General features: G+C 52.6%; 11 protein-coding genes. 4 read left to right on the top strand and 7 right to left on the bottom strand.

Annotated features, from left to right (window positions below):
- Window positions 1-3 precede the first annotated feature (3 nt).
- Window positions 4-1,071 carry a porin gene (locus tag LF95_RS10480; protein ID WP_073955113.1) on the bottom strand — a complete coding sequence of 356 codons (1,068 nt, stop codon included), beginning with the start codon at window positions 1,069-1,071 and terminating at the stop codon, window positions 4-6.
- Between the two features lie 415 nt (window positions 1,072-1,486).
- Complete coding sequence (locus tag LF95_RS10475; protein ID WP_073955112.1) at window positions 1,487-2,557, bottom strand: porin; 1,071 nt, start codon at window positions 2,555-2,557, stop codon at window positions 1,487-1,489.
- A gap of 246 nt (window positions 2,558-2,803) precedes the next feature.
- Here LF95_RS10475 and LF95_RS10470 point away from each other — a divergent pair, with 246 nt between their 5' ends.
- Genes LF95_RS10470 through holA form a run of 4 tightly spaced genes read left to right on the top strand, consistent with a single transcriptional unit; the run spans window position 2,804 to window position 5,704 of the window.
- Complete coding sequence (locus LF95_RS10470) at window positions 2,804-3,367, top strand: DUF3576 domain-containing protein (RefSeq protein WP_073955111.1); 564 nt, start codon at window positions 2,804-2,806, stop codon at window positions 3,365-3,367.
- A gap of 8 nt (window positions 3,368-3,375) precedes the next feature.
- A complete protein-coding gene (locus LF95_RS10465; protein WP_143182007.1) occupies window positions 3,376-4,140 on the top strand; it encodes a hypothetical protein in 765 nt (254 codons plus the stop codon).
- A gap of 4 nt (window positions 4,141-4,144) precedes the next feature.
- The gene (locus tag LF95_RS10460; protein ID WP_073955109.1) at window positions 4,145-4,654 is read left to right on the top strand and encodes a hypothetical protein; all 510 of its coding nucleotides are present in this window, start codon (window positions 4,145-4,147) and stop codon (window positions 4,652-4,654) included.
- 18 nt (window positions 4,655-4,672) lie between these two features.
- A complete protein-coding gene (gene holA / locus LF95_RS10455; protein WP_073955108.1) occupies window positions 4,673-5,704 on the top strand; it encodes a DNA polymerase III subunit delta in 1,032 nt (343 codons plus the stop codon).
- Between the two features lie 122 nt (window positions 5,705-5,826).
- On the opposite strand, the gene LF95_RS10450 is transcribed toward holA, so the two are convergent.
- The 5 genes from LF95_RS10450 to mnmE form a co-directional block, all read right to left on the bottom strand.
- On the bottom strand, window positions 5,827-7,062 hold the full coding sequence (locus LF95_RS10450) for a ParB/RepB/Spo0J family partition protein (protein WP_073955107.1): 1,236 nt from the start codon (window positions 7,060-7,062) through the stop codon (window positions 5,827-5,829).
- On the bottom strand, window positions 7,059-7,874 hold the full coding sequence (locus tag LF95_RS10445) for a ParA family protein (RefSeq protein WP_073955106.1): 816 nt from the start codon (window positions 7,872-7,874) through the stop codon (window positions 7,059-7,061). The genes LF95_RS10450 and LF95_RS10445 overlap by 4 nt, the downstream gene beginning before the upstream one ends.
- Complete coding sequence (gene rsmG / locus LF95_RS10440) at window positions 7,871-8,512, bottom strand: 16S rRNA (guanine(527)-N(7))-methyltransferase RsmG (protein ID WP_073956174.1); 642 nt, start codon at window positions 8,510-8,512, stop codon at window positions 7,871-7,873. The genes LF95_RS10445 and rsmG overlap by 4 nt, the downstream gene beginning before the upstream one ends.
- A gap of 221 nt (window positions 8,513-8,733) precedes the next feature.
- Complete coding sequence (gene mnmG / locus LF95_RS10435) at window positions 8,734-10,620, bottom strand: tRNA uridine-5-carboxymethylaminomethyl(34) synthesis enzyme MnmG (protein ID WP_073955105.1); 1,887 nt, start codon at window positions 10,618-10,620, stop codon at window positions 8,734-8,736.
- A 144-nt stretch (window positions 10,621-10,764) separates the two neighbouring features.
- The gene (gene mnmE / locus LF95_RS10430) at window positions 10,765-12,153 is read right to left on the bottom strand and encodes a tRNA uridine-5-carboxymethylaminomethyl(34) synthesis GTPase MnmE (protein WP_073955104.1); all 1,389 of its coding nucleotides are present in this window, start codon (window positions 12,151-12,153) and stop codon (window positions 10,765-10,767) included.
- Window positions 12,154-12,160: the final 7 nt, after the last annotated feature.

Raw genomic sequence — 12,160 nt, 5'->3', positions numbered from 1 at the left:
TGATCAGAAGTCGAGACGCAGACCGGTAACAGCACCGTAACCGTCATTGTCAGCAGCATTGTTGTCATTGTCATCATCGAACCAGAAGATCGACGATTTCCATGCAACGCCAGCACCCAGCTGATAGGCAAGGCCAAGGTCAACCGTGTTCATTTTACCGGTTGATGCCGGGGAAATGCCGTTGCTCATAGCAGAGGTCGAACGGTTACCGTAATCGGAATATGCGTAAGTCAGAGAGACACTGGCCGCATCCATTGCGTAGGCTACGCCGATGTCATAGGTGTCGGTTTCGTTGCCCTTACCGTCACGCGAAGTGCGGTTATAATCGTCTTCAATATGGCCCCAGGAACCACCAACGGTGAAGTTACCAAAGCCGACATTGGCACCAAGGCCATACCATGCACCTTCACCGGCATGTTCGCCAACAGCGGACAGACCCAAAGCAACACCATCAAAGTCATGGTCATAGGTCAGACCAAGGGAAACAACCGGTTTACCTTCGGTTGTGCTCTGACGGTTGTTAACGCCACCGGAAAGATTATTTTTGGATTCGTTGCTGTCGGTGTAAGACACACCAGCGCGGAAACCACCCATAACCGGGGTGAAATAGGTGACTTTGGGGTTATCACCCGAGCTCGGCACGGTATCGGGCAGATAAGCGTCAACCCAGTTGGTCAGGTCGCCATCGTTCACACCAACCGGACCAACAGACGGAGCAGTAATGCCCATGTCGTCAGCTGCGCTGTCGTCTTCACCCAATTTGATCTGACCGAACGAACCATTGATATAGAGGTACTGTTCGTCGATCTGGTCGGTCGAGGTTTCACCTTCGAGCTCAACAACCGCACCAACTTCGATGCCGTTATCAAGGGTGGTTGCACCTTTGAAGTGAATTTCGGTATCGGACTGGAAAGCATTCTTATTGTCGAATGCGTCATCCTGCTTGGTGATACCGGCCCACTGTTCCATGTAACCACCGACCGAAAGTTTGATTTTTTCGGACGCGCTGGCAGAAACGGCGAAACCGGAAACGGCGACAAGTGCCGTGGTCGCAACAAGAATCTTTTTCATCTTTTCCCTCATTGAAAACGAACGCTGTTGGCGTTGGTTAGCAGAACATCTTTCTGTTTGCTGAGAGCCAATTAACCCGATAACTGACCTTCGGTCAATTAAAAGACATCGAAAATGTGATGTTTTTGCCTGCCGTGTGATAAAAAAATCACACATTACATTATCAAAGGCTATTTACTCGAGAAAATGATCTGAAATTCAGACAAAGAACCATTAGAAATGAAGCTCGAAAATCAGAAAGTGTTCTATTAATGACCATTGGTCACTTTTTTGCCATATATGATCTCAGTCTGAAAAATTAGGCATTCTCTTAAAGGCTGATAAAAATCATAAAATAGAAAAATAGATTTACTCAAAACAAAAAAGAAGGGAGCGCAAAACGCTCCCTTCCCAAATCGATGATCTAATCTGATGATTAGAAGTCTAGACGGAGACCGGTAACAGCACCGAAACCATCATTGTCGTTAGCACCGCCAGCAGCTTTATCATCGCTGTCAAACCAGAAAACCGAAGTTCTCCAGCTCACGCCAGCACCAAGCTGATAACGCAGGCCGAGGTCGACGGTGTCGATGTCGGAACCGGTTGAAGCAGCGCCCTGCGTGTTGGTTACGATGTCACCATGTGCATAAGACAGGGAAACCTGAGCGGCATCCATCGAATATGCTACACCGATGTCAAAGCCGGTGGTGTCATCAGCTTTACCGGTGACGTTTTCGTTAACGCCGTAGTCTTTGTCTTTCTGGCCATAAGATGCGCCAACGGTGAAGTTACCGAAGCCAACATTGGTACCAATGCTGAACCATTCACCTTCACCTTTATGCTCGCCAACAGCGGAGAGACCGAGGCTTACGCCATCAAAATCACCACGGTATTCAAGACCAAGCGAGGTAACCGGCATACCAGTGGTCGTGTTCTGACCAGCGGTCTTCGGCTTAGCAGTCGTACCAGCCGAACCGTCATTTTTAGCTTGGTCGCTGTCGGTGTAAGAAACACCAACGCGGAAGCCAGCCATGAACGGGGTGTAGTAGGTTACCTTCGGTGCATCGCCATCATCAAAAACGGTATCCGGCATGGAGACAGAAACCCAGTTTGACAGGTCACCATCGTTAACGCCAACCGGGCCAACTGCCGGAGCGGTGATGCCCATAGCAGCAGCAGCGCCATCGCCTTCACCAATACGGAACTGACCGAAAGAACCATTAACGTACAGGTACTGTTCGTCGATCTGGTCCTGCGAGGTTTCACCTTCAAGCTGGATCATCGCACCGATTTCGATGCCGTTGTCCAGGGTGGTCGAACCCGAGAAATAAACTTCGGTATCAGACTGGAAAGCATTGATGTTGTCAAAGCCATCATCCTGGGAGGCAATGCCTGCCCACTGTTCCATGTAACCGCCAACCGACAATTTAATCGGTTCTGAGGCCTGTGCCTGGCCTGCAGCTGCAACAGCGACGAGTGCGCTGGTCGCGATAAGAATCTTTTTCATCTTTTCCCTCAACGTCTTCTTCAACCCGCTTAAGCGGTTATTTGAAGTGTGAACGACAATTTCCTGCCGCCCGGTTCGACGCTATGGAGCCAGCATTTTGCCATCCCGTCAACCAAACTGTGGCGACGATGTAACATTTTTGCTCCGCTGTGGCTAAAAGGACACACTTGTTTTCTTTGCTCTCCTGGCAATTGCTGCTTATAGTGCGCTCAGCATTGCCATTGACAGATCAGAAGGCCGTACAACGTGTCTGTTTCAAAATTGAAAATCATCGCCGCCTGCACCCTGGTTACAACACTTGCAGCCTGCAGCGGTGCATCCCAATCTGACTATGACAATTATCCGGGGTCAGCACCCGGCAATGAACGTATTCTCGGTCGTTCCGCCACCCGTGCAGATATGAAAAAACAGGGCGGCATTTTCGGAGATGAAGGTCTCAACCTGTTTGGCAGCGACAGCAAAAAGCAGCAGGGTGGTTCAGGCATTGGTGTGAACAGTTATTTGTGGCGCGCAACACTGGATACCCTGTCTTTCATGCCGCTCAATTCTGCGGATCCGTTTGGCGGTGTCATTATTACCGACTGGTACAGCCCGGCTGAAACCCCCAATGAGCGGTTCAAAATTACCGGCTATATTCTGGGTACGGCTTTGCGCTCTGATGCCATCAAGGTTTCGATTTTCCGTCAGGTCCGTGCCGGCGGTAATGAATGGGCCAATGCTGTGGTTGACCCGAAAACCGTAACAGCAATGGAAGATTCCATTCTGACCCGTGCACGTCAGCTGCGTATTGATAGCGCCAATAACCAGTAATTTCGGGAATGGCTTTTGTGCCTGTCATGCACACACGCTATACCTCACCGACATACAATCCCCATTCGCTCTCGCAGCGATGGGGATTGTTTTTTACCGACCGGATTTTAAACCCTCTGCCAAACGGACAAAATCCAAACCGGCAGACGCAAATCTTCCGTTCACAATTGGTAAAATCGATACATACCGACTTTCAGCACTCATTTCTTGCCTTCCCGGCCATCCCCCCCATGCCTGTCAAAATCAGCGATGCCAAGGCAGGTGATCTAGACCCGGCACCTGCAGCACCAGAAACAGCCCCTATTCTGTTGCCTGACGAAATATCAGGCCTTGATGATCTCGCCAAAGAGGTCGGTCTAGACGTTCTCGCCCTTGCCGTTCTTGCCGATGTACCAGTTTACCGGCCAAGGCATCTGGAACTGGAAGACCTTGTTGCACAATGGCGCTGGTTACGGCTGGTTTGGTCACATTTTTGCCAACCGGAAAAAACCGAAAAGGCAAACAACGCAAAAGACGATATCTTTGATGTTGCATCGGCGGTCCGATCAAACAGGGTCTTGGCCGTCACCCGGCAAATAGACCAATACCGCTTTAACATCGCACTGGCTGAATTGCGCAAGATGTTTCAATATTTGCGAAAATCACCCGCGAATCGGCAAAATCCGCTACAGTTGTGCTTTATTGAACTTTTGAGGCTATTTTGTCCTTACATCGGGCATGAATTATTGTATCGCTATGGAGCTATCAAATCGCCGGATCAAACGGAGTCCTGACCTAATGTTGCTGCGCCCGATCATGACGTTGTTTTTGTGCCTTGCCCTCCCGGCCCTGGGGGCATGTGGTTTTCAGCCGCTCTATGCGAAAAATCAGGTCGGAGAAACCGGCACGGATCCTCTTGCGGCCGTCCAGGTTGACATGATGGAAAATCGTGTCGGGCAATTGACACGCAATATCCTGCTGGAAAACCTGAGATCAGAAAGCCAAAACCAGGCTCCGCTTTATGAACTCAAGGTTGATCTTGACGAAACAAATGTCGATCTTGGTTTTACCAAACAAAATGAAGCAACCGTTTCGGACTATATCCTGACGGGCAATTATCAGCTGATTCGGATTTCGGATACCAAAATTCTGCGCAAAGGTAAGGTCCGCGCCAGAACAAGCTACAATATCGTTCAATCCGACTTTGCCAGCCTGGAAGCAAAATCAACCGCACAGGAAGACGCCGCGAGGAACCTCGCCCGACAAATCTCCAATCAGGTCGCCATAGGCATTCGTAGCGCAGAATAAACTTGAAACCGGGACGCCATGAAACTCAAAGCAGCCCAGGTCGATTCCTTTCTGCGGTCTCCGGACGCAAAGGCACAGCTCGTCCTTATCTATGGTGAAGACGAAGGCTTGGTGCGCGAGCGTGGCGCACAATTGGCAAAAACCGTTGTTGAGGATCTCAAAGACCCGTTCCGCGTTGTTGAACTGGGCCCGGCACACTTAAAGGAAGACGGGAGTCGCCTGCGTGACGAAGCCGCTGCCATCAGCTTTGGCGGCGGTCGGCGTGTTGTCCGCCTGCGCGATATTGGCGATGCCCAGGCGCCTGTGATTGCAGACTTCCTGCAACACCCGGCAGGAGACGCCCTGATCATTTGCGAGTCGGGGAGCCTGCCGGCACGCTCAAAGCTGCGTCAGGCCGTGGAAAAGGCCGGCAATGGCATGGCCCTGCCCTGTTATGCCGATTCGGGTCGCGACCTAGAGGGTCTGATCCGGTCGGTAATGGAAGAACATGGCCTTGCCATTGAGAGTGATGCCGTGCGCTATCTTGTTGCAAATCTGGGCAGTGACCGCATGATTTCCCGCAACGAGCTACAAAAACTCGCACTTTATGCCTTAAACCAGCAGCGCGTCTCGCTCAGCGATGCGATGGCCTGTATCGGCGACAGCTCCGCCCGTCATTATGATGATGTGCTTCAGGCGGTTTCGGCGGGCAATGTTGCCAATCTGGATCTCGCCTTAACTCGGCTGGTCGAGGAAGGCCTTAATCCGGTGGGTGCGCTACGCATGATGATTGGCTATTTTCAAAAACTGCATCTGGTCAAAGGCCAGGTGGCACAGGGAACATCTGTCGATCAGGCAATGAAATCCTTGCGACCGCCGCTGTTTTTCAAAGCAGCAGATCAGTTCAAGGCAAACTTGAATTATTGGCCGCTCGCCCATATTCAGCGTGCCCTGCAAATTTTTCTGGAAGCGGAAAAAGACTGCAAAAGCGGCCTTGCCATTCCAGAAACCCTGGCCCATCGCGCCATGATCAAAGTCACGGTTGCACGGCAAAAACAGGGACGTCGCTAAGATCTTCCCAACGGCAACCAAAAATATTCAAAAATCAACGAGTCGCAATCATACTGCTCAACAAAAAAGCCGACCTTGAGGGATCGGCTTTTATTGCAATGCAACATAAAATCTGCCCTACGTCAGGACGGTTTTTTATCCTCGTCGGCAAACACATCGGCGAAAACCGTCTCGTCAACTGCATCGCTCGAAACCGGAGCATCAGCTTCGGGGCTGTGTTCCTCGTCTGATTCTTCATCCGAGCTCAGATCAAGCATAATCCCCGACGTATCAGCAATCGACTCGAGTTCGCGAGTGATTTCCTCGGAATTCTCGTCTTCATTATCGCCAATATCCGACGAATCGTCCAAAAACATCGAATCAAATTCGTTGTCGTCTTCGGCAACATCAAAATCGGACGCTGACCCGGCAGTATCAGCCGCCACACTTTCCGCACGGCCATGTGTCAAGCGTTGCAATATATCATCAAGTTGCTCGAGCGTGTCATAACGGACCGTCAAACGCCCGCCTGCCCCGTCAAAATCAATGCTGACCGCCAAGCCAAGCATGTTGCTGAGATCGCGTTCCAGCGAAACAGTATCCGGGTCCTTTTGCGCTGCCGTGTTTGTTTTTTCCTTTTTGGTCCGGGAAAGCTTGCCACCGTCGGTTTTAACAAGCTTTTCCGTCTGGCGCACATTCAGGCCTTTTTTAACGATCTGTGTCGCCAGTTCGACCGCATTTTCAGCCCCCAGCAAAGCGCGCGCATGGCCTGCACTCAGTACCTTATCTGTCAGCATCTGCTTTATCGGTGACGGCAAAGACAACAGGCGCAAACTATTGGCAATATGACTACGGCTCTTGCCCAGTGCCTGACCCAGCGCTTCCTGGGTATGAGAAAACTCGGCCATCAGGCGATTATACCCCTCTGCCTCTTCCAGGGCAGAAAGATCCTGACGCTGAAGGTTTTCAATCAGCGCAATTTCGGCCGTTTCGCGGTCGTCAAACTCGCGTACCAACACCGGCACTTCATGAAGCTGGGCCCGCTGCGCCGCGCGCCAGCGCCGTTCACCCGCGATAATTTCATAAACGGTATCGCCCGTTGACGACGCACGAACCAAAATGGGCTGAATAATACCCTTCTGGCGAATCGATGCCGCCAGATCATCGATTGCTTCATCGTCAAAATTGCTGCGTGGCTGAAAGGGTGACGGCGCAAGATCGCTAATCGCAACCAGCTGTGTTGTTCCACCTGGACCAGGATGGGCTACTTCGCCGCTACCAACAGAACCACCACTAACGGCAGCACCGACTTCATCATCCTCTTCACCCAACAGAGCCGAAAGCCCCCGTCCCAAACCGCGCTTTTTTGTCTCACTCATGCCTTCACTCCTTCGCGTTTCAGGACTTCACTTGCCAAATTCAAATATGCCCGCGACCCCGGACATTTAATGTCATAAACCAGCACCGGCGCGCCGTGACTGGGTGCCTCCGACACGCGAACATTGCGCGGAATAACGGTGCGATAAACAACATCACCAAAATAATCGCGCACGTCACTGGCAACCTGAGCCGACAAATTATTGCGCTTGTCATACATCGTCAACACGATGCCCTGGATTTCCAGATTGGGGTTAAACGCCTTCTTGACGCGCTTAATGGTGCGCACCAAGTGGCTCACCCCTTCAAGGGCGAAAAATTCGCATTGCAAGGGCACCAAAACCGCATCCGATGCGACCAACGCATTCAGGGTCAGCAAACCCAGCGAGGGCGGGCAGTCAATCAGCACGTAATCAACATCTTGCGGAAGACGCGACAGCGATTCCTTGAGCTGCATTTCCCGACGTTCAAAATCGACCAGTTCAATTTCCGCACCGGACAAATCCATACCGGAAGGCACAATTTGAAGGCGCGGAATGGCGGTTGGCCGCCGCGCCTCCATCAAACTGGCCCCATTGATCAAGACGTCATAAGAACTGATATCCCGTTCAGAAGAGCGTAATCCCAACCCGGTACTAGCATTGCCCTGCGGGTCCAGATCAACAATCAACACGCGCTGATCGACCGCCGCAAGTGCAGTTGCCAAATTGATGGTCGTGGTGGTTTTGCCAACGCCTCCCTTCTGATTGGCAATGGCGATAATACGTGGGCGCTTTCCACCGCTATTTGCGGCCAACTCAATCACATCACTCATCGCTCAACTCCCTCAAGGATCATCACCACACCATCCGGGTCAACAATCCCGGGGAAGGTCGTCACAGAGAATTTCCAGCCTGCATCCCGCGCATCCGCCAGTTCAGCCTGATATGCCCTGCCCTTCAGCAGCACATATTTTCCGCCAGCCTTTAAATGGCGCTGCCCCATCTCCAGCAGTTTGGGCAAGGGCGCGAAAGCGCGGGCCGTAATAATATCCGCATTTTCCGGTTCCGCGGCTTCTATTCGCTCGCGGGCGATCCGAGTTTTTGCCAGGCAACCGCAAACACGCGCCGCTTCCATCAAAAACACCGTCTTTTTCGTCACGCTTTCCATCATCGTAACGTGACTCGCCCCCAGAATGGATAAAACAATGCCGGGAAAACCAGCACCGGATCCAAAATCAACGATTTTCGTCTCTTCTTTTTGGGCGATTTCGGCAAGATGCGGCCAAATCTGCGCCGAATCCTGTAAATGACGTGCCCAAACGTCTTCGGTGGTGCTGGCGCCAACAATATTAATACGGGGCTGCCACTTCACAACCAGATCGGCATAAAGCTCAAGGCGAGACATTGTTTCACGTGAAACATCAAGTTCTGTCTCGAACCAGTTTTTTACGGCGTTTGTATTTGTGTGCATGATTTTCTTATAAATCTGGAACGCATCCTTCGCCAGCGTTGTTTTGATAACAAGGCGGCTTTTTATGCGAATTGGGCAAAATTTATCAAAAAAAGGCCACCCATGTTTCACGTGAAACACGGATGACCTTTATTTAACGTCCGAAAATCGTCTAATGACCAGGGTTAGTTCCGACCGTCACACCATTAAACAGAGCGCAACATTGCAAAACGCAGCCAGTTTTACGCAGTTTTACGATTAACTGCCTGATGCCTATGCGACCGGATATGCCCCAAGAGGGCGGTAATTGCTGCGGGCGTTACACCGGGAATACGCGATGCCGCACCAATTGTTTCCGGCATGATCTGCTGTAACTTCAAACGGATTTCCGTTGAAAGCCCGCCAACCTGATCATAATCAAGATTCCGTGGTAAACGCAGTTCCTCGTCACGACGAAAGGCAGCAACATCTGCGGCCTGACGGTCCAGATACCCCTTATATTGCGCATCAATGGCAAGCTGATCGCGAATGGCAGGTGCAACATCGGCCAGATCGGGCCAGACCTGAACCAGTTGGTCAAACGAGATGTCGGGATAGGCCAGCAAGTCAAAAGCACTGCGCCGAACCCCATCCTGGTTGACGCGAATACCATGTTTGATGAGCTGATTGGGCGTTTCGGCAAGATCACCAATGCGCGATTTTGCCGCCTGCAACGCATCACGTTTCGCGCCCCACATATCCCGACGATGTGACCCCACACATCCAACCGCCAGGCCCCGATCCGTCAAACGCTGGTCAGCATTATCCGCCCGCAGCATCAACCGATATTCAGCCCGCGAGGTAAACATACGATAAGGTTCGCGCGTTCCCTGCGTTACCAGGTCATCAATCATCACACCGATATAGGCATCGGCACGGTCCAGCACAAACTGGCGCTCGCCACCATCCACCACCAGGGCGGCATTGACCCCGGCAATCAGCCCCTGCCCGGCGGCTTCTTCATAGCCAGTGGTGCCGTTGATCTGCCCGGCAAAAAACAGACCTGCAACTTTTTTGGTTTCCAACGTATGGCGCAGCTCTCGCGGATCAACAAAATCATATTCAACCGCATAACCGGGACGGAAGATTTCCACCCGTTCCAATCCGGGAATGGTTGCCAGCAAGGCCAACTGCACATCCTTGGGCAAGGATGTCGAAATCCCGTTCGGATAAACGGTATGATCATCCAGCCCTTCCGGCTCCAGGAAAATCTGATGCTCGGATTTATCGGCAAACCGGACCACCTTATCCTCGATCGAGGGGCAATAACGCGGGCCGCTGCTGCTGATCTGGCCGCTATACATAGGCGCACGATGCAGGTTATCGCGAATGATTTTATGCGTTTCCTCCGTCGTGTGCGTCATATAGCACGAGATCTGCGGAACGGTAATTTTATCATTCAGGAACGAAAACGGATCTGGCGGATTATCGCCCGGCTGCTCGACCAGGCGATGCCATTCAATCGTGCGGCCATCCAACCGGGCGGGCGTTCCGGTTTTTAACCTTCCCAGGGAAAACTCATATTTCCCCAATGTTTCCGACAGGCCCATCGATGGGGCATCGCCCATCCGGCCTGCGGCCATTGTTTCTTCGCCAATGTGAATAACACCACGTAAAAACGTCCCGGTGGTCAATACCACGGCACCAGCGGTATAACGAATCCCCTCGCCGGTGATGATACCGCCAACACGATTGTTTTCATCAATGATCAGGTCTTCGACGGCCGCTTCAATAATCGACAGATTTTCCTGTTCTGCCAGGATATCCTGCACCGCCTGACGATACAGCTTGCGGTCCGCCTGGGCGCGTGGCCCACGCACAGCCGGTCCCTTGGAGCGATTGAGCATGCGAAACTGAATACCGGCACGGTCAATCGCCCGGCCCATCACACCGTCCAGTGCATCAACCTCGCGCACCATATGCCCCTTACCCAAACCACCAATGGCCGGGTTACAGGACATTTCGCCAATCCGGTCGGCACGGTGGGTAATCAGGGCGGTTTGCGCACCCATGCGGGCCGCCGCAGCAGCAGCCTCGCTGCCGGCATGTCCACCACCGACAACAATCACATCAAAACGGTTCTGTGACATCAGTTCCTCATGCCCCTAACGGGCGTTCAAACGTGCAAATCCCCGGCAACAATCATCCAGAGACCGCATATATGTTTCGTTTAGTCAGGTATAAATCTGTTATCGGAAGGCGAAATGTTTCACGTGAAACACATTTAATTGAGCCTATTTTCCAATACAGAAATCGCCAAAAATGATGTCGAGCAAATCTTCAACATCAACGCGACCGGTAATCTTGCCGATTTCCCGAACCGCCAATCGAATGTCTTCAGCAGCCAGCTCTGCAATGTCTGTCGCCAAACCGCGCTGCAAATGCCCCAGGGCATCCTCAAGTGCACGGCGATGGCGCATCCGTGTTAACGGAACCGGCCCGGCAAAATCGAGCCCCTCTTTTACGCGAGTTTCGAGCAGTTGCAAGAGGCTTTCCATCCCGGCCCCCGTCATAGCCGATATGGCCAAAACTGGTAGCTCCACCGCATTCCCCTGCCCGTCCTGACCAGACCAGGTTGATGTCTCGCCAGCATGCGACAAAACATCATTTCCCCCCAGATCAGCCTTGTTCACCAAAATCAGGGTCTTTTGGTCGATCAGGCGTTTTGCTTCGCCGTCAATTTGGGGCCAATCGGTGCGGTCAATCACCACCAGTTTAAGGTCGGCATTCTCTGCCCGCGCAGCAGCCCGGCGCACGCCCTCGGTCTCAATGGCATCCCCTGATTCGCGAAGGCCTGCCGTATCCACCATTGTTACCGGAAAGCCGCCCAGATCGAGGTGGATTTCAATCGTGTCGCGCGTTGTCCCGGCAATATCGGAAACAATCGCTGCATCCCGCCGCGCCAAACGATTCAACAGGCTGGATTTACCGGCATTTGGCGCACCGAGAATAACAATCTGAAACCCTTCACGCAGGCGTTCACCACGCCGGTTATCGGCCAGATGCCCGCCAATCTCACTCCCAATACGCTGCAAATCATCGCGCAAGACGGCAACAATACCATCGGGCAAGTCTTCGTCGGGGAAATCAATATCGGCTTCAATATGGGCCAGGGCGCGCATCAGCCGTAATCGCCAATCCTCATATAACCGGCCCAGTTCCCCGGCCATCTGGCGCACGGCCTGGCGGCGCTGGGCGGCGGTTTCGGCATCAATCAAATCGGCAATGCCTTCGGCCTCGGTCAAATCCATTTTGCCGTTCTGAAAGGCACGCCGGCTATATTCCCCCGGTTCCGCCAGGCGCAGGCCGGATTGACGCCCCAGGCATTCCAGCACCCCTTCAATCACCGCCCGGCCACCATGCACATGGAGTTCAACCACATCTTCGCCGGTAAAGCTTGCCGGTGCCTGAAAATAAAGGGCAATGGCATCATCCAGCCGTTCGCCATTTTGCGGATCGGCAATAGGGGCATACACGGCAACACGCGGCTTGGGCGGGTTTTCGCGGCCCAGAAGCGCACATAAAACCGGCAACGAACGCGGGCCCGAGAGGCGAATAACCGCAACACCCGCGCGACCGGCACCGCTTGAGAGGGCAAAGATGGTATCAGAATGGCCGTACAAAACCTTA

The sequence above is a fragment of the Thalassospira sp. TSL5-1 genome (genome assembly GCF_001907695.1).
Lineage (GTDB): Bacteria > Pseudomonadota > Alphaproteobacteria > Rhodospirillales > Thalassospiraceae > Thalassospira.
This window is presented reverse-complemented; position numbering and strand designations above follow the sequence as displayed.